Below are 21,514 nucleotides of genomic sequence, written 5' to 3' on the forward strand. Positions count from 1 at the left end.
GGGATAAAATCGGCGCATGACAACGCAGCAGGTCGAAGCGCTTATCGTCGGCGCCGGGTTCGCGGGCATCGGTGCCGCGATCCAGCTCAAACGCCTCGGTATGGACGACTTCGTCATCCTCGAACGCGAGGACGACCTGGGCGGCACCTGGTATGTCAACCACTACCCGGGGCTGGCGGTCGACGTTCCGACCACCACCTATTCCTACTTCTTCGAGCCCAACCCGAACTGGTCACGGATGTTCAGCCCCGGCCCGGAGATCAAGAAGTACGCCGACGACGTGGCCGCCAAGTACGACGTATTGCGGCACATCCGCTACAACACGGTGGTCGAGGGCGCCCGCTGGGACGAGGAAGCCGCACTGTGGCGGGTCAACCTGGCCGGCGGCGAGATCATCAGCACGCGGTATCTGATCACCGCCACCGGTTTCCTGTCGCAACCGCGCGTCCCCGACATCGCCGGTATCGACTCCTTCGGCGGCAAGGTCATCCACACCACCGCGTGGGACGACGACTACAACCCGGCCGGTGAGCGCATCGCGGTGATCGGCACCGGGGCCACCGCGGTCCAGTTGATCCCCGAACTGGCCAAGACCGCCGCGGACCTGACCGTCTACCAGCGCACCCCGATCTGGGTGGTGCCCAAGATCGACCTGCGGTTCGCGCCGTGGGCCAAGCGGATGTTCGCCCGGTTCCCGGTGACGCAGCGGGTCTTCCGCTGGCTGACCGACTCGGTCTACGAGGTGATGGTCTCCATCGGGGTCCGCCACTACTCGATGTTTCGTGGCCGGTTCAACATCGCGGCCGGAGACCTGGCCAAGATCAACCGGTTCCTGGTCATCCGGGACAAGGACCTGCGCCGCCGGCTGACCCCGGACTACGACTTCGGTTGCAAGCGGCCGACGTTCTCCAACGGCTACTACCAGGCGTTCACCCGGCCCAATGTGCATCTGCAGGATGCCGGTATCGACCACATCGAGGCCGACGGGATCGTCGGCAGGGACGGCGGCAAGGTCGAGATCGACACGCTGGTGCTGGCGACCGGGTTCGACCTGTGGGAGGCCAACTTCCCCGCGATCGAGGTGATCGGCCGCGATGGCCGCGACCTCGGGAAGTGGTGGCGCGAAACCCGGTTCCAGTCCTACCAGGGTGTGTCGATGCCCTACTTCCCGAACTACCTGAGCCTGGCCGGTCCGTATGCGTTCCTGGGGTTGAACTTCTTCAACACCATGGAGTACCAGATGCGATTGATGGATCGACTCTTCTCCGAGGTCAAGCGGCGTGGGGCAACGACGTTCGAGGTCACCGAAGAGGCCAACACCGCGTTTTTGGACCGGATGACCGAACTGCTCGGCGAGTCGGTGTTCACCCAGGGCAACTGCGCCAGCGCGCACTCCTACTACTTCAGCCCCAACGGGGATCCCGCGCTGCTGCGGCCGACGTCGACCGAGACGGCGATCAAAGAGGCCAGCGAATTCCCGTTGAGCGACTACCGGATCGGTTGATCCCGGCAGGCCGCTCGTAGCCTGCCCGCCAGGTCACCGCGCTCCCCCACCGTGACCCGGCTCAACTGCAGCCAGGACGCCATCGCGGTCAACTCGGCGGCCAGCGCCGGCGCGACCCGATCCGGTGACCGGCCGGGCTCGATGAACGCCCCGACGACGTGCAGTGCGTCGTGCGGTCGGTCGGCTTTGAGGTCCACCCGGGCCACAAGTTCCCCGTCCAGCAGGAACGGCCAGACGTAGTAGCCGTACTGCCGTTTGGGCGCCGGGGTGTAGATCTCGATGCGGTAGTGGAAGTCGAACAGTCGCTGCACCCGCGGCCGGAAGAAGATCAACGGGTCGAACGGGCACAGCAGCGCGGTACCCCGATCCATCCGCGGAATCGCTTGTCCGGCAAGCAGATATGCGTCGGCATCCCAGCCGGCGACGGTCACCTTCTCCAGTTCGCCGGATGCCACCAGGTGCGCGATCGCCGGTTTCGTCTGGGCGGGCGACAGCCGGAAATAGTCGCGTAGATCGGCTTCGGTGCCCACGCCCAGCGCTGTCGCGGCGCGGCGTAGCAGTTCCCGGATCGCCTCGTCGTCATCGATGTCGGTGGCCAGTACCCGCGCCGGCAGCACGTTCTCCACCAGGTCGTAGTGCCGGGCGAATCCGACCCGGGTCGCGGTGGTCAGTACCCCGGACGCGAACAGTGCCTCGGCCACCCATTTGGTGTCGCTGCGATTCCACCAGGGCCCCTTGCCCGCCCGCCCGGATGCGGCGGCCAGGTGTGCTTCGATCTGGCCGGCGGTCGCCGGGCCGAGTTCGGCAACCGCGGCGGTGACGTCGTCGACCAATCGCGGGTTGGCCCGCACGATGTGCGATCCCCATCGGCCGTGCGGCCACTGCCGCATCCGCCAGCGCATCAGCGGCCAGTCGTCTACGGCCATCAGCGCCGCCTCGTGCGCCCAGTACTCGACCAGCAGTCGCGGTGAGCGGGCGCTGTGGCTCCATGCGGCGGCATCCAGCACAGCGCGGTCGTAGGGACCGAGACGGCTGAACACCGGCGCGTAGTGGGCGCGCACGGCCACCGAGACCGAATCCAGTTGCAGCACCTGGATTCGCGACAGCAGTCGCTTCAGGTGCGCGCGGGTGACGGCGGAACGCGGTTTGGGAGTGCCGAATCCCTGTGCGGCCACGGCGATTCGGCGGGCCTGCGCCGCACTCAGCGACGGCATTACCGGTGGTAGCTGCAGAACCGGTAGCGCAGACCGCCGGCGCCGGTGAGCCACTCGCCTTTCACCACCGACCAGTGGTGGTCCAGCGCGGGGGCAAGCGCGTCGCCGTCCCGGGGCACCAGGTCCACGTCGATCTCGGTGACTTCGCAGCGGTTGGCTCGGGGCAGGGCCAGCGCGTAGATCTCGGCGCCGCCGATCACCCAGGTCTCGGCGTCGGTCAGTGCGGCATCCAGGGACGCCACCACCCGGGCGCCGTCTGCGCGGTAATCCGCCTGCCGGGTCACCACCACGTTGGGGCGCCCCGGCAGTGGGCGTACCGCGGCCGGCAGCGACTCCCAGGTGAGCCGTCCCATCACCACCGGATGGCCCACGGTGAGCGCTTTGAACCGCGCCTGGTCCTCGGGCAGCCGCCACGGGATTCCGCCGTCCCGGCCGATCACCCCGGAGACCGATTGCGCCCAGATCAGTCCGACCCTGCCGGCTACGCTCATACCGCCACGGGCGCCTTGATCGCCGGATGCGGATCATAGTCGCAGATCTCGATGTCTTCATAGGTGTAATCGAAGATCGAATTACGTTGTGCTAGCCGAAGTTTCGGGTATTCCCGAGGGTCTCGGGACAACTGTTCGCGCACCTGCTCGACATGGTTGTCGTAGATGTGGCAGTCACCGCCGGTCCAGACGAACTCGCCGACCTCGAGTCCGGCCTGATCGGCCATCATGTGGGTCAGCAGCGCGTAGCTGGCGATGTTGAAGGGCACACCGAGGAACAGGTCGGCGCTGCGCTGATAGAGCTGGCAGGACAGTTTCCCGTCGGCCACATAAAACTGGAACAGGGCGTGGCACGGCGCAAGGGCCATCTTGGGCAGTTCGCCGACGTTCCAGGCCGAGACGATGATGCGGCGCGAGTCCGGGTCGGTGCGCAATAGGTCCACCGCCGCGGTGATCTGGTCGACGTGCTCGCCCGACGGGGTCGGCCAGGACCGCCACTGCACGCCGTAGACCGGGCCGAGATCGCCGTCCGCGGCAGCCCATTCGTCCCAGATGGTGACACCGTGCTCGTGCAGCCACGCGATGTTGGAGTCGCCGCGCAAAAACCACAGCAGTTCGTAGATCACCGATTTGACGTGCACTTTCTTGGTGGTGATCAGCGGGAACCCGGCGGCTAAGTCGTAGCGCAGTTGGTGACCGAACACGCTGCGGGTACCGGTTCCGGTGCGGTCGGCCTTCGGGGTGCCCTTCTCCAGCACGAACCGAAGCAGATCCTCATAGGGAGTGGCGATCGGCACGTCTGCAGCTTACGTCCACGCGCGCGGGGTACAACGGAGACCATGCCGATGATCACCGACACCGTCTCCACACCCGACGGCGACTGCCCCGTTCGCCTGTTCACCCCGGAGGGAGCCGGGCCGTGGCCCGCCGTGGTGATGTATCCCGACGCCGGCGGGGTGCGCGCGACCTTCGACGAGATGGCCAGCCACCTGGCCGGCTTCGGCTACACCGTGCTGTTGCCCGACATGTATTACCGGCACGGCGACTGGGCGCCGTTCGACATGGGGACGGTGTTCGGCGACGCCAAGGAGCGCGGCCGGCTGTTCTCGATGCTGCACAGCGTGACGTTCGACCGGATGACGACCGACGCGACCGCATTCTTCGACTACCTCGCGGGCCGGCCCGAAGTGCGCGGGGACTCCTTCGGGGTGTGCGGCTACTGCATGGGTGGACGTACCTCGGTGGTGTTGGCCGGACGTCTGCCCGACCGGGTGGCCGCGGCGGCGTCGTTCCACGGTGGCGGGCTAGTCACCGATGACGCCGACAGCCCGCATCTGCTGGCCGACCGGATGACCGGCACCGTCTATGTCGCCGGCGCGACCGATGACGCATCGTTCACGGCCGCGCACGCCGAGACCCTCGACGCGGCGCTGAGCGCCGCCGGCGTGACACACACCGTCGAGTTCTATCCGGCCGCGCATGGCTTCGCCGTTCCCGACAACGTGCCCTATGACGCCGACGCCGCTGCTCGGCATTGGACGGCCTTGCGCGACGTGTTCGCCGGTGCGCTCGGCGGGTCGATATCGGGCTAGAGATCCACCAGTTCGGTGTCGCGGGTCTCGCGCATCACCAGCAGCGCCACGAACGAGCACGCCGCGACGATCGATAGATAACCGCCCACCCACGTCACCCCGTGGCTGGCGACCAGCCACGTGGTGATGAACGGTGCCACCGCCGCACCCAGGATGCTGGCCGCGTTGTAGGCGACCCCCGAGCCGGTGTAGCGAACATTGGTCGGGAACAGCTCCGGGAGTACCGCGCTCATCGGGCCGAACACCAAGCCCATCAACGTCATTCCGATGATCAGGAAGGCGAGCATCGTCCCGGTCGAGGCGGTCGGGTTCAGGAACACACCGAAAGTGGTTCCGTACACCATGATCGCGGCCGTGAAGGACAGCAGCAGCGGGCGCCGGCCCAACCGGTCGGCCAGGGTTCCCACGATCGGCAGCATGGCGATGAAGAACAGCACCGCGATCAGTTGCAGTCCGAGGAACTCGGCATAGCCGTAGCCCAGGCCGGTGCCGTCGGGTGATCGTTCGGCGGTGCAGTAGCTCAGGCTCCAGGTCGTCACGATGTAGAAGATCGTGTAGGCCACCACCATCACCAGTGTGCCGATGATCAGCTGGCGCCAGCTGCCCCGCAGCAGCTCCGCGATCGGCGCGTTGACCCGCTTACCTCCGGCGACCGCCTGGGCGAAAACCGGGGTTTCGGCCAGCCGCAGCCGCACATACAGGCCGACGACCACCATCACCGCACTGAGCAGGAAAGGGATCCGCCACCCCCAGGTGAGGAACGTGCCGTAGCCGTCGTCGCCGGCGGTGACCGGTCCCTGCCCGCGGAGCAGGACCAGGAATATCAGGGTGGCGAACAGGTAGCCCGCGGGCGCACCCAACTGCGGCCAGATCCCCGCCGTGGCGCGCCGACCGGGCCGGGCGGTCTCGGTGGCCAGCAGCGCAGCACCGCTCCATTCACCGCCGAGCGCCAGTCCCTGGCAGAACCGCAGCACAGCCAGCAGTATCGGCGCGAGCAGGCCCACCTGCTGGTAGGTGGGCAGCACGCCGATCAGGAAGGTCGCCACCCCCATCAGCAGCAGGGAGGCGACCAGGGTGGACTTGCGGCCCAGCCGATCGCCGAAGTGGCCGAACAGGATCGACCCCAGGGGCCGGGCCGCGAACGCCAGGCCGAACGTGGCCAACGACGCCAGCAGCGCGGCCGCCGGGTTTCCCCGCGGAAAGAACAGGTGCGGGAAGACGGTGACCGCCGCGGCGGCGTAGATGTAGAAGTCGTAGAACTCGATCGTGGTGCCGATCATCGACGCCAGCGCGATCCGGTGTCTCGGCACCCCGCCGGCCGGGTCCGCAGGCGTCTCCGCAGCGGCGGCGACCACCTGACTCAAATTCCGGCCTCGTCGGCGACTTCGCGGGCCTTGTCCACCAGTGCGTCGATCCACGCGGTGATCGGGGTGCCCGCGGCGGCCTTGTTCGCAGGGTTGTCCAGCACGCGCCGGACAATACCCTCGGCGATGATCGCCACCTTCCACAGCCCGAGCGCGTGCCAGTACTGCAGTGTCGCCGCGTCGCGACCGGTCTCCTCCAGATATGCCCGGGCCAGTTCGGCGCGGTTCGGGAATCCGTCCAGGGTGCTGATGACGAACTCGCCGGCGATGTTCTCCTCGCCGACCTCGGGCCAGTAGGCGAGCAGGCTGCCCATGTCGGCCAGCGGATCGCCGAGGGTGGACAGTTCCCAGTCCAGCACCGCGATAACCTCGCCGTTGTCCGGTGCGGTGATCACGTTGCGCAGGTGGAAGTCGCCGTGCACCAGGGTCAGCTCCTGCTGCGGTGGGATGGCGGCGGTCAGGCGACCGGTCAGGTCGTCGAGTGCGGGGAGTTCACGGGTCTTGGATTTCTCCCACTGGCCGGACCAGCGCTTGAGCTGACGTTGGGCATAGGGATTGTGGCTGGCCAGATCGTCGAGACCGACCGCGGTGATGTCGACGGCGTGAATCTTGGCCAGCGTCTTGGGCATGGACAGCCCGATCTGCCGGCGCCGTTGCGGTGTCAGTTCCTGCGCCACCGACATCCGGTCGGCCACCACCCCGTCGACGAACTCCATCAGCAGCAGCGGGGTTCCTTCGTGGTCCCGGGTCAGTCCGTACACCTGCGGCGTGGGGACGTCGGTGTCGCCCAACGCCGACAGGATCCGCGCCTCCCGGGCGACATCGTGGGCCGAGGCCAGCAGGGTGCCCAACGGTGGCCGACGCAGCACCCAGCTGTTGCCCCGCTCGTCGGAGACCCGGTAGGTCAGGTTGGACTGTCCGATCCCGATCCGCTCGAAACTCAACGGAGCACCGTCGGACAGCCCCAATCCGGCGATCCACGTCGTCACCGCCTCCGGGTCGATCCCCAGCGGTTGGTCAGCCACCGAAGACCGCCCGGTATCCGGTTGCGTCACCGAGGATCTGGCCGCCGTCCATCACCAGGGTCTGACCGGTGATCCAGCTCGCCGCATCCGAGGCCAGGAACAGCACCGCGTCGGCCACGTCGACGGGTTCACCGATGCGACCCAACGGGATGGCACTCGACAGTCCCTGTTCGTGTTCCTTCCACAGCACCTCGGCCAGTTTGGTGCGCACCACCCCGGGGCAGATGGCGTTGACCCGGATCCCGGGTGACAGTTCCAGCGCGAGTTGCTTGGTGACGTGGATGAGTGCGGCCTTGGTGGCGTTGTACATGCCCATCAGCGGTGCGTGGCTGAGCCCGCCGATCGATGCGGTGTTCACCACCACCCCGCCGTGCGCACCCATCCAGGCCTTGACCGCACACGACGTCCACATCAACGGGCCCCACAGGTTGACGTCGAAGATCTTGGCGAACCGGGCGTGGTCCTGATCGATCAGCGGCCCGAACGCCGGATTGGTGCCGGCGTTGTTGACCAGGATGTCGACGCTGCCGAATTTCTCCAGGGTGAGGTCGATACAGCGTTGCGCGGCAGCGTCTTCGGCGACGTGCGCGGCGACGCCGATCGCATTGCCGTCGATCTGGGCCGCCGCCGCGTCGGCACTGTCCTGGTCGCGGGAGGTCAGCACCACGTTGGCGCCCGCCGCGGCCAGCCGCTGTCCGATCGCCAGCCCGATTCCGCGCGATCCGCCGGTGATAACGGCGGTGCGGCCCTGCATGTCCGGTGCGCTCATCGGGCGTCCTCGCGATACTTGCGCAGCTCGGTGCGGGCGATGGCCCGCTTGTGCACCTCGTCGGGGCCGTCGGCGAGCCGCAGCGTACGCAGGTGTGCCCAGAAACCGGCCAGCGGGAAGTCTTCGGTGACACCGCCACCGCCGTGCACCTGAATGGCCCGGTCGACGATCTTGAGCGCGATGTTGGGGGCGGCGACCTTGATGGCCGCGATCTCGACCTGGGCTTCCTTGTTGCCGACGGTGTCCATCAGGTAGGCGGTCTTGAGCGTCAGCAGCCGGATCATCTCGATGTCGATGCGTGCCTCGGCGATCCAGTCGCGGATGTTGGCGTTGTCGGCGACCGGCCTGCCGAAGGCGACCCGTGACTGCGCACGCCGACACAGCAACTCCAGGGCCCGCTCGGCCATGCCGATGGCCCGCATGCAGTGGTGGATCCGGCCCGGGCCGAGCCGGGCCTGGGCGATCGCGAACCCCTCCCCCTCGCCCTTGAGCACGTCTTTGGCCGGTACCCGGACGTCTTTGAAATCGATCTCGGCGTGGCCTTCCCGGTCCTGGTAGCCGAAGACCGGCAGCCCGCGCATGATGGTCACCCCCGGCGCGTCGATGGGGACGACCATCATCGACTGCTGGCGGTGGGTGGCGGTGTTCGGATCGGTCTTGCCCATCACGATCATCACCTTGCAGTTCTGGTGCAAGGCGTTGGAGGCGAACCACTTCCGGCCGTTGAGTACGTACTCGTCGCCGTCACGCACCATCGCCAGTTGCACGTTGGTGGCGTCGGAGCTGGCCACCTGCGGCTCGGTCATCGCGAAGGCCGACCGGATGGTGCCCTCCAGCAGCGGCTTGAGGTAGCGCTCCTTGTGCTCGTCGCTGCCGAACAGCGTGAGCACCTCCATGTTGCCGGTGTCGGGGGCGTTGCAGTTGCAGGCTTCCGGCGCCAGGTGTGGGCTGCGGCCCATGATCTCGGCCAGCGGCGCATATTCGGAGTTGGTCAGGCCCGGCCCCCACTCCGGGTGGGGGTGAAAAAGGTTCCACAGTCCGCGTTTGCGCGCCTCGGCCTTCAGCTCCTCCAGAATCGGCGGCTGGAAGTGCGGGTCGCCGGATTCGGCCATCTGCGTCTCATAGACGGCCTCCGCCGGGTAGACGCGCTCGTCCATGAACTCCAGCAGATCGGACCGGTATTTCTGTGCGCGCTCGGATATTTCGAACAAGGACATCGGGGCTCCTCACCTAGGACACTTCGGGGGTCTGCAGGGCTTGCTGGTAGCGGCGCATTCCGCGCAGCCAGCGGTCGTAGTCGGCGGCCTTGTTGCGGAACATCTCCAGGACCACCGGGTGCGGCAGGATCAGGAAACGCTCGTCGTCGATGGCCGCGAGTACTTCGGCGGCGACCGCGGCGGGTTCGAGCACCTCGCCGGCGGTGGTAACCGCGCGGGTGGCCAGATCGCCGAGTGAGTCACCGGATTCCTCGCCGGCGAACAGCAGCTTGGTGTTGACTCCCATCGGGCACAGGCAGCTGACCCGAACGCCCTGGTCGCCGTAGGCGATGTTGAGCCATTCGGCGAACCCGACGGCCGCATGTTTGGTCACCGCGTAGCCGGCCGCGCCGAGTTGGGTGAGCAGGCCCGCCGCGGAGGCGGTGGAGACGAAGTACCCTTCGCCGCGGCGCACCCAGTCCGGGATCAACAGCTGTGCGGCACGGATGTGCGAGCGCAGGTTGATGTCGATGACCCGGTCCCAATCAGCGTCGTCGGCCAGCCCGGGGACGCCGGTGATGCCGGCGTTGGCGAAGTAGAGATCGACCGGGCCGTGCCGGTCCTCGGTCAGTGCGATCAGGTTCCGGATGGTTTCGGTGTTGCTGACGTCCCCCCCGAAGGCGACCGCGGCGCCGGGATGCTCGGTGTTGATCCGGTCGGTGACCGCCTCGGCGGCGTCGGTGTCGAGATCGGCGACCACCACTTTTGCTCGGGCACCGGCCAGCGCTACGGCGAGCGCCTCACCGATGCCGTTACCTCCTCCGGTGACGATCGCGACTCGTTCGGCGACCTTCATGGGCAACGTCCCCGTTCCTCAGCTGGCGACCCAGCCGACCTTAGTTGAATCCGATTTCATGTTCAATTATGGACCGGACGGAATTGCAGGGCGTTGGCCCACAACCGGGTGACGGTGGTGACCAGGGTGTCGAAGTCGGTCCCGGCGCCGAGTCCGGCCTCCTCGCCGACGAACGTGACGTAGGCGAGCCGACTGACCATCCCCGACAGCGCTCGCGACGCCAGCAGCGGATCGACGTCGGCCGCGGCGATGCCGCGCTGCTGCAGGTCGGCGATGCCTGCGGCGTTGCGTTGAATGAATGCGTCGGCGCGACGCGCCCGAAAAGCCCGGAAGCCGGGATCGATCTGGGCTACCTGTTCCAGCAGTCCCATCAGCTGGGCGTTACGCCGATACGCTTCCAGATACGCACGATTGCTCGCCTCGAGCACGGCATAGGGATCATCGGAATCGCTCACCCGGCCCATCCCCGGATGCATCATGTCCTGCTGCGCCTGTTCGAGGACGGCGGCGAAGATCTCTTCCTTGTTGGCGAAGTACGTGTAGAACGAACCGGTCGCACACCCGGCAGCCGTGGTGATCTCGGTCAGCTTGGCGTCGAGATAACCGTCCCGCTCGAAGACCTTGCGGGCCGCCGCTATCAGCCCCGCCCGGGTCTTGGCCCCACGTACCGTCGCCGGCAACTGGCGGGCCGGGGTGACCGGTACGGCATCCACCCCGGCAGATTAACTGAATTCGATGTCAACTTCACTGACTTCTTCGAAGCCGGCACCGAGTTCGCCCAGCATGACTTCGGCCTCGGGTTCGGGCAGCGACTCCACTCCGCGCAGCTTGCGCTCGATGGCGCGGGTCCGCACGCCGGCCGAGTCGATGGTGTTGCGCGCGGTGTCGAGTTGCTTGCGGGTCTTCTCCAGCACCGCGGCGAACTTGCCGAACTCGGTCTTGACCGCGCCGAGGATCTGCCAGACCTCGCTGCTGCGCTGTTCGATCGCGAGGGTGCGAAACCCCATGCGCAGGCTGTTGAGCAGGGCGGCCAACGTCGTAGGCCCGGCCAGAGTGACGTTGTATTTGGCCTGGATCCGCTCGAACAGACCCGGCTGGCGCAGCACCTCCGCGTACAGGCTCTCGGTGGCCAGGAACAGAATCGCGAAATCGGTGGTGTGCGGCGGCGCGAGGTACTTGTCGCTGATGTCGCCGGCTTCGGCCTCGATCCGCCGGATCAACGCCTGACGCGCCGCGGCTTCACCCGGGGCGTCGGCGTGCTCCTGCGCGTCGAGCAGGCGCTCGAAGTCCTCACGCGGGAACTTGGCGTCGACGGGCAGCAGTACCTCAGCGGTACCGGCGGCCCCCGGCAGCCGGATCGCGAACTCCACCCGGGCGGCCGAGCCCGGCACGGTGACGACGTTGGTCGCGTACTGATCGGGCGTCAGCGTCTCGGCCAGTAACGCGGCCAATTGCGTCTCCCCGAAGATGCCGCGGGTCTTGACGTTGGTCAACACTCGCTTCAGATCGCCCACGCCGGTGGCCAGCGTCTGCATCTCCCCCAGGCCCCGTTGCACGGCTTCGAGGCGCTCCGAGATCTGCGTGAACGATTGCGCCAGCCGGGTTTCCAGTGTCGCCTGCAGCTTCTCATCGACGGTGGCGCGCATCTTCTCCAGTTGTGCGGTGTTCTCCACCTGCAGATTCTTGAGCTGCCGGTCGAGGGTGTCGCCCAGCTTGTCCTGCGTGCCCTGCAGCATGGAACCGAAACGATGCAGCGTCTGCTGCCATTGGTGGAATGCCTGCGCGAGTTCGGCACGCCCGGCGTGTTGTTCTTCACGCAGGGTGCGTTCCACCCGTTCGCTGTCGCCGCGCAGCGCGGCGAGCTGCTCGGGCGCGAGCGCGCCGCCGGCGGGGCGCACCAGCAACATCACCTGAAGGATGACCGCCAGCAGCACCAGCGAGGTGAGGAGGATCAGCAGGGCCGTGTCCATGTCCGCAAGGTAGCGCGAGGCACCGACATTTCCGCGTCAGCGCAGCGGCGGGCCCCAGCGCACCTGCTCGCGCAGCGTCGTTTTGAGCAGTTTGCCGCTGGCGGTTCGCGGCAACGCCTCGGTGACCACGGTGACGTACTGGGGCACCTTGAAGTCCGCGAGTTGACCGCGGCAGTGATCGATCACCGCGGCCACATCGATCCCGCCCTGATCGGCGAGCAGTACCGCGCCGACCTTCTCGCCCATCACCTCGTCGGGCACCGCCAGCACGCAGGCGTCCGCAACGCCGGGTCCCGACAGCAGCGCCGCCTCCACCTCGATGCTGGAGACGTTCTCGCCGCCGCGGTTGATGATGTCCTTGAGCCGGTCGATGATGTGCACGCGGCCGGCCTCGTCGACTCGCACCACGTCCCCGGTGTGCAACCAGCCGTCGACGATCGTGGCCGCGGTGGCGTCGGGCCGGTTCCAATAGCCGGTCATCACGTTTGCGCCGCGCACCACCAGCTCTCCGGTGGCCGGGTCATCGGCGAGCGGGACGACGCCGATGTCACCCGAGGGCACCGCGTAGCCGACCGAATCCGCGTGCTGCACCGCATCGGCATCCGGCAGCACCGTCATCAGCGACGCGGTCTCGGTCATCCCGTACCCGTTGAACACCGTCGCTGCGCCGAACGCCTCCTGCAGCGAACGCACCAACGCCGGCGCGGTGGGGGCGCCGCCGTAGCCGACCCAACGCACCCCGCTCACGTCGATCGCCCCGAACTCGGGGCGCCGGAGCATCAGCGAATAGATCGCGGGCACCGTCACCATCGACGAAATCCGTTGCGCGGGAAGCGTTGCGATTAGCTCGGGGAGATCCAGCGTCGGCATGATGACCGCGGTACCGCCGGTATACGCGGCGACCAGCAACTGGGAATTGCAGCCGGTCACATGGAACAGCGGAACCGAGATGAGAGTGCGCAGTTCCTCGCCGAGTTCGCGGGTCTGCCCCATGGTGCGCATCATGTTCTCCGCGTTGGTCAGGAACGCGGTGTGGGTGGTGGGCACCCCCTTGGGGCTGCCGGTGGTACCCGAGGTGTAGAACAGTGCCGCGGTGTCGGCCGCGTCGAGCCCGTCCACCACGTACGGTTGGCCGTCGGGCAGCGCGGCGCCGGGCGCGAGGTCGACGCGCACTCCGGCATCGGCGAGCACGAAGTCGACTTCCGGTGCGGCAGAACGGGTATTGACGGCTACCGCGATACCGCCGGCCATCAGCGTGCCCCAGAACCCCAGCACCCAGTCCAGGCCCGCGGGGTAGCGCAGCGCGACGCGATCACCGCGTGTCAGTCCGTCGGCGCGCAGTCCGCCCGCGACCCTGGCCGCGCGCTGCCACAACTGGCGATAGGTCAGCCTGCCGCCGCCGAGTTCGACCACGGCTTCCCCGTCGGGCCGCCGGTCGACCTGCTCGGCCAGCATGTCCAGCAGGGTGGCGGGTAGGTGCTCGTAGCCGGGAACACCGTTGCGGTCCCTGACCACGCCGGCCGCCGGAAAAGGATTGCCCCGACGTGGGATCTCGACGACGTCCGCCATGTGCAGCCTCCTACCTTCGCCCCCGCCAGGAATGCGACACGGCCCGTGCGGCGCCACGCAGTGCGTAGGCCGCCGACACCACACAGGCCAGGATCAGCACCACGAACATCGGCAACCAGTTGCCGCGATCATGGTTGACGTGCCACCACACATAAGTGAACAGCACCGACGACACACATAAGACGATGTCGCGCCAATTTCCGCGATAGGACAGCGCCGCCGCCCGCAACGCCCTGGTGCGATCGAAACCGGCGACGAGTTCGTCGATGCGTTCATCGATGGTGCGTTGCAGCTCGGCCCGGCGTTCGGTCTGCTCCGGCGGAATCCGATCGAGCAGATCGAGGTCCTGTTTGATCAGGCCGCGTACATCCGGACCTTTGAGCTGCCCGGCGGCCGCGGTCAACAGGGCTCCGCCGAAGATCGGCGCCGCGCCCAGCGCCGCGCTCAGCAGTGAGGGCATCGTCGCGCCGTTCCTTTCCGATTACTTCCCGGCCACCCTACGACGTCAGTCCAGCATCACCGTGCCGTCCGGGCCGATCCGCCAGCCGGGATTGTGCGCGATCTCCCAGATCAGCCCATTGGGGTCCCGGACGTGGGCGTGGAACACCCCGCCGAACCGCCCGGGTTGCGGCTCATCGATGACGGTTCCGCCCGCGGCGGCCATCGCCTCGGCGAGCGCGATCACCGCGTCGGGACTCGCCACGTTGTGCGCCACGGTGATCCCGGAGACTCTGGAGTGATCGCCGGGCAACGCCAGGTCCTCGTTGAACTTCGCGGCGTCGAAAAAGCCCAGCACCTGACCCGGTGCCGTCTGGTAGAAGACGATCTCGCCATCGACATCCAGCAGTGGCCGCCAGCCGAGCGCACCGTAGAACCCCCTGGTCGCCTCCAGGTCGGTGGCCGCGACGGTGACGAAGTGCACCTGCTGCTCCATGCGCCCGAGCCTAAGCGAACCGCACCCTGTCGGTCGGTCTCACTATACTCGAATACATGTTCGATACATCGTTGGCGGGACCGACCGAACTGGCCGGTCTCGACGACGCCGCCCTCATCGAGACCATCACCCGCTGGTCCCGAATGGAAGCCACCGCCGCCGCCCACCGCCTGGCCGCCATCGGCGAACTCGTCGCCCGACGCACCACCGGCAACGCCTTCGACCGCTCCCGCTGGTCGTGTGACAACTGGGATAGTGCCGCCGCCGAAATCGCCGCCGCCGAACACACCAGCCACGCCCTGGCCTCCTCCCAGATGTATTTAGCCAGCGCCCTGCGCGACCGCATCCCCACCATCGGCGCCCTGTTCCTGACCGGCCGCATCACCGCCCGCCTGGCCTCCACCATCGCCTGGCACACCACCTTGATCACCGACCCGACCATCCTGGCCCACATCGACACCGAACTCGCCGACATCGCCACCAGCCTCGGACCCCTCTCCGGCCCCAAAACCGCCACCGCCATCGACGCCCTCATCGAACGCCACGACCCCGCCGCCGTCCGCCGCTACCGCGACCGCGCCCGCAGCCGCGACCTCATCATCGACACCCACAACAGCCACGACGGCATCACCGACATCTGGGGCCACCTGTTCGCCGTCGACGCCACCGCCCTCGACCAACGCCTGACCCAACTCGCCCACAGCGTCTGCGACAACGACCCCCGCACCCTGGCCCAACGCCGCGCCGACGCCCTCGGCGCCCTAGCCACCGGCGCCACCACCCTGGCCTGCACCTGCGGCAACACCGACTGCCCCGCCACCACCGCACCCGACACCCGCGCCACCAGCGTCGTCGTGCACGTCCTCACCGACACCACCACCACCAACAACGCCACCCCCGACCCGCACCTGTCCGGCGACCACACCCCCGCACCCGCACCCGAGCCCGAGTCAGAACCCGCGCCCGAACCCGCGGCCAAGCCCGCGCGCCCCGCATCGCGGCCGGCCCCGGCCTACGCCCGTCCCGGACACCTCATCGGCGGCGGCACCATCCCGAGCGGACTCCTGGCCCAGTTCCTCGCCAACGGCGCCCACCTCACACCCCTGGCACACCCCGGCGACTTCACCACCGAAAACAACTACCGGCCCTCAACAGCACTGGCCGCCTTCATCCGCGCCCGCGACCTGACCTGCCGCTTCCCCGGCTGCGACCGCCCCGCCACCCACTGCGACATCGACCACGCCATACCCCACCCCCACGGGCCCACCCACCCCGCCAACCTGCGCTGCCTCTGCAGAAAACACCACCTACTGAAAACCTTCTGGACCGGCCCCGACGGCTGGCACGACCACCAACACCCCGACGGCACCATCGACTGGACCTCCCCCACCGGCCACACCTACACCACCCGACCCGGCAGCCAACTGCTCTACCCCACCCTCACACTGCCCACCCAACCCCCACCAACCACACCCACACCACCACCAACAACCACACCCGGACGCGGCCTCATGATGCCCACCCGCACCACCACCCGCGCCCAAAACCGCCAACACCACATCAACACCGAACGCACCCACAACCTCACCCACCACAACAAACCACCCCCATGACCAGGGCAGCGGCGGAAGAAGCTAGCTCTTGAAGGGCAGCACCTTGTTGAGTCGGTCGAGTTCCTTGCGCAAATCGTGGATCAGCGCGGTACCCCTGGCGGTCTGGGCAACGGCGTAGATACCGTTCTGCTGCTCCGCCAGCGCCGAGATGTTCTCCGAGGCCGCACGGACGGAGTCCAGCGTGCGCGCGAGCAGGTCTGCAGTGGACTCGGCCACCGTCACGGTGTCATTGACTTGGGTCACGGCACGGGATCATATCGGCCCACGATGGAATATGTCAGGCCTGAACCTGGCAATGTGCCGTGAGATTCGGCGTAGTCTCAGCTCAGCACGACGGCATCTAAAAGGGGCGGCAGTGAAGCGGTACCTCATGACAGTCCTGTCCAGCGCACTGACGGCCGGCGGATTGGCGGTCGGGGGGCTGATCGCCACGGCACCGGCGGCGCATGCCGGGTGCCAGGACAATCCGCTGCTGTTCTTCTCCACCGCGCAGAAGTGCGACGGCCCGGTTCAGCCGGACGGAACCTGGCAGCGTTGCGTCATCTACTACTACGAACCGCCGAAATCACCGCCGTCGCAGCAGGACTGCCATTCGATGGGACCGGGCCGCGACTACCCGCTGCACTCGTTCTACATGCCCGAAACCCACATCGACCCGTAGGCCGCGTCAGTCCATCAGCGACGCCGCGACCGTCGCACCGAGTTCCCAACACGCCTCGAGCTCAGTCTTTCCGGGCCTGCCCGAAACCACCACGTAGCCGGCCGCTTTGACCCATCCCAGCCCGGTCGTTATGCCGTCGACGGCACGCTCGGCGCCCTCGGTTCCCTCGTTGCCGTGCAGGTAAAGACCGAACGGCCTGCCCCGGGTCGCGTCCAGAATCGGGTAGTAGCAGACGTCGAAGGCATGTTTGAGCGCGCCGCTGATATAGCCGAGATTGGCCGGGCTGCCCAGCAGGTAGCCGTCGGCGGCCAGCATGTCGGCCGGCGACACCGACAGCGCCGGACGGCGCACCACGTCGACGCCCTCGATCTGGGGGTCGGTGGCCCCGGCCAGCACGGCTTCGAACATCGCCTGACAGTGCGGTGACGGCGTGTGGTGCACCACCAGCAGCGTCTTGGTCACGGGTTCTCCTGCAACCGAACCGCGGTCTTCATCGCCTCACGCGCACGGCGCCGGTCCCCGGCGAACTCGTAGGCCCGGGCCAGCCGGTACCAGCGCCGCCAGTTGTGCGGGTCGTCGTCGAGTTCGGCCTGGACGGTATGGAAAAGAGCGTCGGCGGCGTCGCGTTCGATACGCCCCGATGGCCGCCGCGGCAGGGTTGCGGGGTCCAGTTCCATCCCGTCCTGCGCGATCAGTCGCGACAACCGCTGGTGGGCGAAACCATCACGCAGGGTGGCGATCATCGCCCACAGTCCGATCACCGGCATGATCAGCAGCGCCAGCCCCAGCCCGATCGCCGCCGCCGAACCGGAGGCGATCAGCAGCACCGCGGTCCGGCCCAGGAATGCCAGATACATCAACAGTGCCGCGCACATGAAGGCGGTGAGCGCTTTCACCCGGGTGGCAGGCGACATCATGGCCACCGCTATTTCAGGTCGAGCAGCGGCTCGATGCCGATCGTGAGCCCGGGGAACTCGGCGACCCGACGTACGGCCAGCAGCACGCCGGGGACGAACGAGGTCCGGTCGATGCTGTCGTGCCGGATGGTCAGCGTCTCCCCCATGGTGCCGAACAGCACCTCCTGGTGGGCGACCAGACCGGCGACCCGCACCGAATGCACCGGCACACCGTCGACGTCGGCGCCGCGCGCGCCCGGCAACCCGGTGCTGGTGGCATCGGGGTTGGGTGGCATGCCTTTTCGAGCCTCGGCGATCAGTTGTGCGGTACGTGTCGCGGTTCCCGACGGCGCATCGGCCTTCTGGGGGTGGTGCAGTTCGATGACCTCGACCGATTCGAAGAACTTCGCGGCCTGGGTGGCGAAGTGCATCGACAGCACCGCTCCGATCGCGAAATTGGGCGCGATCAGCACCGCCACGCCCGGTTTGGCCGCCAGCCAGGACCGCACCTGGGCGATCCGTTCCTCGGTGAATCCGGTGGTGCCGACCACCGCGTGGATCCCGTTGTCGATCAAGAACTTCAAGTTGTCCATGACGACGTCGGGATGGGTGAAGTCGATCACCGCCTCGGTGCCGCCGTCGGTCAGCAGGCTCAGCGCATCACCGGCGTCGACCTCGGCGGACAGGGTCAGATCTTCGGCGGCCTGTACCGCCGCCACCATCGTTGCGCCGACTTTGCCCTTGGCGCCCAGTACTGCAACTCGCATGGCTGCCACCCTACTGGTAGGCGGCCTCAGGACACGTTTCGGCGGGAGTCGTCGAGCGGTTCGGCATCGGCCAGGCGTTCGGCCACGAATCCGGCGATCTCGGCTACCGCGGCTCGGCTCTCCGGCAGGAACGACAGCACCGCCGGGAAGGCATGGATCTGGTTCTGCCAGATCTCCAGCCGGCACGGCCGGCCGTGCTGCTGCAGTGCGGTGCACAGCCGTTCGGCGTCGCAGCGCAGGATCTCGGAATCGGCGGCGATCAACAGGGCCGGCGGCATCAGGTCCAGCGCGCCGTTGATGGGGTCGAGTTCGTGTCGCAGCTGGGGTAACGGGCAGACCTGATCCATCAGATCGACGATCGCCTCATCGATCCCGAAGGCGTCCCGCCCCAGGATTTCGTAGCCGCCTCGGCCGGTGCCGTCCAGTTCCAGTACTGCGGAGATCCCGACCACGCCGGCCGGCGCGGGCAGCCCATGCCGCTGGGCGGCCAGGGCGGTGGCGAAAGTCAGGTAGCCGCCCGCCGAGTCTCCCGCGATCACGGTTCTGCCCGGATCGGCGCCCTGGGCCAGCAGCCATCGGTAGGCCTCGACGCAGTCGTGCACCGACCCGTCGACGGTCACCTCCGGGAATTGCCGGTAGTCGACGTGAACCACCGGCAGCCCGGTACGCCGGGCCAGCGTTACGACGAAGTGCAGGTGGGTGTCCAGCCCGCCGGTGAAGAAGCCGCCGCCGTGGAAGTAGAGAATGACGCCGTCCCGGATCGCCTGGTCGAACGGCAGGTCACTGCCGTTCCGGCGCACCACTTCCAGCGGCACCGGCGTACCGGTCGGACGGCTGAACCGAATCCCGAAGAACGGCCGTAGGCGTTGCAGCCGGGCGATCCTGTTGGTATTGCGGCCGATCCGGATGAGCTTGCCTGCGGCGGCTTCGGGTCCACCACGCGCGTTGGTCCACCGCACCAGGCGGGGCATGATCATCGCGAACATCGCGTAGATGAGCCTGGCGAGCAGGCCGGCACGGTGTGTCCTCGACTCGGTGGGCATTTGCGCAGTGTATGCCGCCTATGCGTCGATGACGATCCGTCCCCCGCCGGCCCGTGAGACGCAGACCAGCATCTCGTCGTCGCCCTCCGCGGTGCGTCCACGCCGGTCGACGTCGCCGGCGAGCACCGTGACCTTGCAGGTGCCACAGAATCCCTGCCGGCAGGAGAACGCGGTGGTCGGATCGGCGTCGAGCATCACGTCGAGGGCGGTGCGATCCGCCGGGATCGCCAACACCCGCCGGGATCGGGACAGTTCCAGTTCGAACGGCACGCCGTCGACCACCGGCGGTGGGCTGAACCGTTCGTAATGCAGCGGAGCGTCGGCGTGCCTGTCGCGGGTGATGCGTACGGCTTCGAGCATCGCGCTGGGGCCGCAGACGTATACCGCGGTCTGGGGTCCGGCGCCGGCCAGCAGTTCGTCGGTGGCGGCGAAGCGTCCGTGCTCGTCGTCGGCCCATACCGTGACGCGCTCGGGATCCACGGCCAGCACCTCGTCGAGCAAGGGCATGTCGGCTCGGCTGCGTCCGGCGTACACCGCACGCCAGTTCATTTCACGGGCAGCGGCTTCGCGGATCATCGGCAGCATCGGGGTCACGCCGATACCGCCGATGACGAACAACGCGTCGTCTTCACCGGTCCCCAGATAGAAGGCGTTGCGCGGCCCCTCGAACAACAGGGTGTCGCCTTCGGCATAGGCCTGGTGCATCTCGACGGAGCCGCCGCCACCGGCGTCGAGGCGGCGCACCGCGATGCGGTACTCGGTGCGTCGTCCGGGCACCCCGCACAGCGAATACTGCCGCCGGCGTCCCGACGGCAGTTGCACGTCGATGTGGCTGCCGGGTGTCCAGGACGGCAGCAGTCCGCCGTCCGGGTCGGCGAGGGTCAACGCCACCACGTCGTCGGTCAACATCTCCCGCTTGGTGACCACCGCGGCGATGGTCCGCGACACCGGGACCACCTGCGACGGCTTCCAGCGCGACAGCGCGACGAACCCGCCGAATACCGTGAACGCCCCCAGCAGTGCGTTGAAGAACCGGTCATGCTTCCGCCGGCCGTAGAGGTCTGCCGGGCGAGATTTCCAGATCCCCTCGGTCATCTCAGGCGGGCCGAACGTCGTTTCCGTCCACCGCGGCGGCGACGCTGAGCTGGACCCATTCGTCGGTGTGCCGGGCGATGACGTCGGGGCGATCGGCGACCACCCAGTGCCCGCCGGCGATGTCGAGCACTCGGTGGTTGGCCGGGATGGCGCCGGTGTATCGCTGCAATGCGGGACTGACGAAGAGGTCCAGTCGTGGCGCGAGCACCTGTACCGCGACGTCGGTCACCGGTAGCGGCGTGGCCGGCCGCAGCAGCGGTCCGGGCATGTTGGCCCGGTACAGGTTCAGCCCGTTGACGTAGTCGTTCTCGCCGCGGGGCACGGCCGGCTGCGGCTTGCCGGAGCGGCCGATACGGTCAAGCCAGCCAAGGACTTTGACGCCCACTCCCGACCGGAAAAGCGCCTCGGGAAGTCGGGGGGTCAGGAACAGCCAGATGTAGCTCGACTCGAGGAACTGGCGCACCACGTCGCCCAGGGTCCGCAGGTCTCGGGGCGACCGCAGGAACCGGCCGGCGTAGTCCAGGTGCGGACCTGAAATCGACGTGTAGGAGGCGATTTTGGCTGCGACACCCGCATCGGTGATGGCCGCCCAGCCCTGGATCGATCCCCAGTCGTGCCCCAGCAGGTGAACCTGGTCGACCCCCAGATGCTCGATCACCGCGGCGACGTCGGCGACCAACCGGGGGAACCGGTAGCCCGAACGGTCCGCCGGCGCCGTGGATTCCCCAGCGCCGCGCACGTCGTAGGCGACGATGTTGTAGCGGTCCGGTTGTTGCTCGATCAGTGCGCGGGCCACCCCGTCCCAGACGTGATGGTTGTCCGGGTAGCCGTGGATCGCCAGAATGGTGGGCCGCTGCGGATCCACCTCGGTGTAGGCGTATACCGCCAGGTTCACACCGTCGGCCGACGTCACAGTGGTGGGGGTCGTCATCGACTGAGCTCCTTTGAGTTTCGA

24 protein-coding genes are annotated in these 21,514 nt (G+C 67.8%); 4 read left to right on the forward strand and 20 right to left on the reverse strand.

The annotated features are described in order from the left end of the window. Window positions 1-16: 16 nt before the first annotated feature. Window positions 17-1,504 (forward strand): flavin-containing monooxygenase, encoded by a 1,488-nt coding sequence (locus tag RCP38_RS11715; RefSeq protein ID WP_308473132.1) that lies wholly within the window; start codon window positions 17-19, stop codon window positions 1,502-1,504. Here the strand turns inward: RCP38_RS11715 and RCP38_RS11720 are convergent. From RCP38_RS11720 to RCP38_RS11730, 3 genes are read right to left on the reverse strand one after another with little or no spacing between them, the layout of a single operon-like run. Then, window positions 1,489-2,718: a winged helix-turn-helix domain-containing protein gene (locus RCP38_RS11720; protein WP_308473133.1), complete on the reverse strand. Its 1,230-nt coding sequence runs from the start codon at window positions 2,716-2,718 to the stop codon at window positions 1,489-1,491. The genes RCP38_RS11715 and RCP38_RS11720 overlap by 16 nt on opposite strands. After that, entirely contained in the window at window positions 2,718-3,209 is a 492-nt protein-coding gene (locus RCP38_RS11725; protein WP_308473134.1) for a dihydrofolate reductase, read from the reverse strand. Before RCP38_RS11725 ends, RCP38_RS11720 begins: the two co-directional genes overlap by 1 nt. Next, a complete protein-coding gene (locus RCP38_RS11730) occupies window positions 3,206-4,006 on the reverse strand; it encodes a thymidylate synthase (RefSeq protein ID WP_308473135.1) in 801 nt (266 codons plus the stop codon). The genes RCP38_RS11725 and RCP38_RS11730 overlap by 4 nt, the downstream gene beginning before the upstream one ends. 42 nt (window positions 4,007-4,048) lie before the next feature. Between RCP38_RS11730 and RCP38_RS11735 the strand changes: the two genes are divergently transcribed. Then, complete coding sequence (locus tag RCP38_RS11735; protein WP_308473136.1) at window positions 4,049-4,801, forward strand: dienelactone hydrolase family protein; 753 nt, start codon at window positions 4,049-4,051, stop codon at window positions 4,799-4,801. On the opposite strand, the gene RCP38_RS11740 is transcribed toward RCP38_RS11735, so the two are convergent. The 10 genes from RCP38_RS11740 to RCP38_RS11785 all read right to left on the reverse strand — a co-directional run bounded on the left by RCP38_RS11740 (window position 4,798) and on the right by RCP38_RS11785 (window position 14,484). After that, entirely contained in the window at window positions 4,798-6,156 is a 1,359-nt protein-coding gene (locus tag RCP38_RS11740; protein WP_373692512.1) for an MFS transporter, read from the reverse strand. The genes RCP38_RS11735 and RCP38_RS11740 overlap by 4 nt on opposite strands. 5 nt (window positions 6,157-6,161) lie before the next feature. Beyond that, on the reverse strand, window positions 6,162-7,190 hold the full coding sequence (locus tag RCP38_RS11745) for a phosphotransferase family protein (protein WP_308473138.1): 1,029 nt from the start codon (window positions 7,188-7,190) through the stop codon (window positions 6,162-6,164). Next, window positions 7,183-7,959 carry an SDR family oxidoreductase gene (locus RCP38_RS11750; protein ID WP_308473139.1) on the reverse strand — a complete coding sequence of 259 codons (777 nt, stop codon included), beginning with the start codon at window positions 7,957-7,959 and terminating at the stop codon, window positions 7,183-7,185. Before RCP38_RS11750 ends, RCP38_RS11745 begins: the two co-directional genes overlap by 8 nt. After that, on the reverse strand, window positions 7,956-9,176 hold the full coding sequence (locus tag RCP38_RS11755; RefSeq protein WP_308473140.1) for an acyl-CoA dehydrogenase family protein: 1,221 nt from the start codon (window positions 9,174-9,176) through the stop codon (window positions 7,956-7,958). The genes RCP38_RS11750 and RCP38_RS11755 overlap by 4 nt, the downstream gene beginning before the upstream one ends. A 13-nt stretch (window positions 9,177-9,189) precedes the next feature. Beyond that, window positions 9,190-10,011 (reverse strand): SDR family oxidoreductase, encoded by an 822-nt coding sequence (locus RCP38_RS11760; protein WP_308473141.1) that lies wholly within the window; start codon window positions 10,009-10,011, stop codon window positions 9,190-9,192. 62 nt (window positions 10,012-10,073) lie between these two features. Further along, window positions 10,074-10,724 carry a TetR/AcrR family transcriptional regulator gene (locus tag RCP38_RS11765; protein ID WP_308473142.1) on the reverse strand — a complete coding sequence of 217 codons (651 nt, stop codon included), beginning with the start codon at window positions 10,722-10,724 and terminating at the stop codon, window positions 10,074-10,076. Between the two features lie 9 nt (window positions 10,725-10,733). Then, window positions 10,734-11,981, reverse strand: coding sequence for a DNA recombination protein RmuC (locus RCP38_RS11770; RefSeq protein WP_308473143.1), 1,248 nt, complete (start codon window positions 11,979-11,981; stop codon window positions 10,734-10,736). Window positions 11,982-12,017: 36 nt separating this feature from the next. Continuing rightward, entirely contained in the window at window positions 12,018-13,550 is a 1,533-nt protein-coding gene (locus RCP38_RS11775) for a class I adenylate-forming enzyme family protein (protein ID WP_308473144.1), read from the reverse strand. A 10-nt stretch (window positions 13,551-13,560) separates the two neighbouring features. After that, a complete protein-coding gene (locus tag RCP38_RS11780) occupies window positions 13,561-14,010 on the reverse strand; it encodes a hypothetical protein (protein WP_308473145.1) in 450 nt (149 codons plus the stop codon). 45 nt (window positions 14,011-14,055) lie between these two features. Then, window positions 14,056-14,484, reverse strand: a complete 429-nt coding sequence (locus RCP38_RS11785; RefSeq protein WP_308473146.1) for a VOC family protein — start codon at window positions 14,482-14,484, stop codon at window positions 14,056-14,058. A 56-nt stretch (window positions 14,485-14,540) separates the two neighbouring features. Here RCP38_RS11785 and RCP38_RS11790 point away from each other — a divergent pair, with 56 nt between their 5' ends. After that, entirely contained in the window at window positions 14,541-16,097 is a 1,557-nt protein-coding gene (locus tag RCP38_RS11790) for an HNH endonuclease signature motif containing protein (RefSeq protein WP_308473147.1), read from the forward strand. A gap of 21 nt (window positions 16,098-16,118) precedes the next feature. Here the strand turns inward: RCP38_RS11790 and RCP38_RS11795 are convergent, their stop codons facing one another. Beyond that, complete coding sequence (locus tag RCP38_RS11795; protein WP_308473148.1) at window positions 16,119-16,340, reverse strand: type 2 periplasmic-binding domain-containing protein; 222 nt, start codon at window positions 16,338-16,340, stop codon at window positions 16,119-16,121. Window positions 16,341-16,452: 112 nt separating this feature from the next. Between RCP38_RS11795 and RCP38_RS11800 the strand changes: the two genes are divergently transcribed. After that, on the forward strand, window positions 16,453-16,758 hold the full coding sequence (locus RCP38_RS11800) for a CDGP domain-containing protein (RefSeq protein ID WP_465270690.1): 306 nt from the start codon (window positions 16,453-16,455) through the stop codon (window positions 16,756-16,758). Between the two features lie 6 nt (window positions 16,759-16,764). On the opposite strand, the gene RCP38_RS11805 is transcribed toward RCP38_RS11800, so the two are convergent. From RCP38_RS11805 to RCP38_RS11830, 6 genes are read right to left on the reverse strand one after another with little or no spacing between them, the layout of a single operon-like run. Then, the gene (locus RCP38_RS11805) at window positions 16,765-17,220 is read right to left on the reverse strand and encodes a flavodoxin family protein (protein ID WP_308473150.1); all 456 of its coding nucleotides are present in this window, start codon (window positions 17,218-17,220) and stop codon (window positions 16,765-16,767) included. Beyond that, window positions 17,217-17,672 (reverse strand): tetratricopeptide repeat protein, encoded by a 456-nt coding sequence (locus tag RCP38_RS11810; protein WP_308477225.1) that lies wholly within the window; start codon window positions 17,670-17,672, stop codon window positions 17,217-17,219. Before RCP38_RS11810 ends, RCP38_RS11805 begins: the two co-directional genes overlap by 4 nt. An 11-nt stretch (window positions 17,673-17,683) precedes the next feature. Then, complete coding sequence (gene dapB / locus RCP38_RS11815; protein WP_308473151.1) at window positions 17,684-18,421, reverse strand: 4-hydroxy-tetrahydrodipicolinate reductase; 738 nt, start codon at window positions 18,419-18,421, stop codon at window positions 17,684-17,686. A 26-nt stretch (window positions 18,422-18,447) separates the two neighbouring features. Continuing rightward, window positions 18,448-19,464 (reverse strand): alpha/beta hydrolase, encoded by a 1,017-nt coding sequence (locus tag RCP38_RS11820; protein ID WP_308473152.1) that lies wholly within the window; start codon window positions 19,462-19,464, stop codon window positions 18,448-18,450. A gap of 18 nt (window positions 19,465-19,482) precedes the next feature. After that, window positions 19,483-20,559, reverse strand: coding sequence for a PDR/VanB family oxidoreductase (locus RCP38_RS11825; protein WP_308473153.1), 1,077 nt, complete (start codon window positions 20,557-20,559; stop codon window positions 19,483-19,485). A 1-nt stretch (window position 20,560) separates the two neighbouring features. Next, window positions 20,561-21,490: an alpha/beta fold hydrolase gene (locus RCP38_RS11830; protein WP_308473154.1), complete on the reverse strand. Its 930-nt coding sequence runs from the start codon at window positions 21,488-21,490 to the stop codon at window positions 20,561-20,563. Window positions 21,491-21,514: the final 24 nt, after the last annotated feature.

It is taken from the genome of Mycolicibacter sp. MU0083, assembly GCF_963378075.1.
GTDB classification, from domain to species: Bacteria; Actinomycetota; Actinomycetes; order Mycobacteriales; family Mycobacteriaceae; genus Mycobacterium; species Mycobacterium kokjensenii.

What these genes read in the sequence shown, in the direction of transcription:
- RCP38_RS11715 (WP_308473132.1), top strand. Translation starts at nt 17, where the DNA reads ATGACAACGCAGCAGGTCGAAGCGCTTATCGTCGGCGCCGGGTTCGCG.
- RCP38_RS11760 (WP_308473141.1), bottom strand. Translation starts at nt 10,011, where the DNA reads ATGAAGGTCGCCGAACGAGTCGCGATCGTCACCGGAGGAGGTAACGGC.
- RCP38_RS11780 (WP_308473145.1), bottom strand. Translation starts at nt 14,010, where the DNA reads ATGCCCTCACTGCTGAGCGCGGCGCTGGGCGCGGCGCCGATCTTCGGC.
- RCP38_RS11755 (WP_308473140.1), bottom strand. Translation starts at nt 9,176, where the DNA reads ATGTCCTTGTTCGAAATATCCGAGCGCGCACAGAAATACCGGTCCGAT.
- RCP38_RS11830 (WP_308473154.1), bottom strand. Translation starts at nt 21,490, where the DNA reads ATGACGACCCCCACCACTGTGACGTCGGCCGACGGTGTGAACCTGGCG.
- RCP38_RS11735 (WP_308473136.1), top strand. Translation starts at nt 4,049, where the DNA reads ATGCCGATGATCACCGACACCGTCTCCACACCCGACGGCGACTGCCCC.
- RCP38_RS11725 (WP_308473134.1), bottom strand. Translation starts at nt 3,209, where the DNA reads ATGAGCGTAGCCGGCAGGGTCGGACTGATCTGGGCGCAATCGGTCTCC.
- RCP38_RS11720 (WP_308473133.1), bottom strand. Translation starts at nt 2,718, where the DNA reads ATGCCGTCGCTGAGTGCGGCGCAGGCCCGCCGAATCGCCGTGGCCGCA.
- RCP38_RS11820 (WP_308473152.1), bottom strand. Translation starts at nt 19,464, where the DNA reads ATGCCCACCGAGTCGAGGACACACCGTGCCGGCCTGCTCGCCAGGCTC.
- RCP38_RS11790 (WP_308473147.1), top strand. Translation starts at nt 14,541, where the DNA reads ATGTTCGATACATCGTTGGCGGGACCGACCGAACTGGCCGGTCTCGAC.
- RCP38_RS11775 (WP_308473144.1), bottom strand. Translation starts at nt 13,550, where the DNA reads ATGGCGGACGTCGTCGAGATCCCACGTCGGGGCAATCCTTTTCCGGCG.
- dapB (WP_308473151.1), bottom strand. Translation starts at nt 18,421, where the DNA reads ATGCGAGTTGCAGTACTGGGCGCCAAGGGCAAAGTCGGCGCAACGATG.
- RCP38_RS11810 (WP_308477225.1), bottom strand. Translation starts at nt 17,672, where the DNA reads ATGTCGCCTGCCACCCGGGTGAAAGCGCTCACCGCCTTCATGTGCGCG.
- RCP38_RS11785 (WP_308473146.1), bottom strand. Translation starts at nt 14,484, where the DNA reads ATGGAGCAGCAGGTGCACTTCGTCACCGTCGCGGCCACCGACCTGGAG.
- RCP38_RS11750 (WP_308473139.1), bottom strand. Translation starts at nt 7,959, where the DNA reads ATGAGCGCACCGGACATGCAGGGCCGCACCGCCGTTATCACCGGCGGA.
- RCP38_RS11825 (WP_308473153.1), bottom strand. Translation starts at nt 20,559, where the DNA reads ATGACCGAGGGGATCTGGAAATCTCGCCCGGCAGACCTCTACGGCCGG.
- RCP38_RS11770 (WP_308473143.1), bottom strand. Translation starts at nt 11,981, where the DNA reads ATGGACACGGCCCTGCTGATCCTCCTCACCTCGCTGGTGCTGCTGGCG.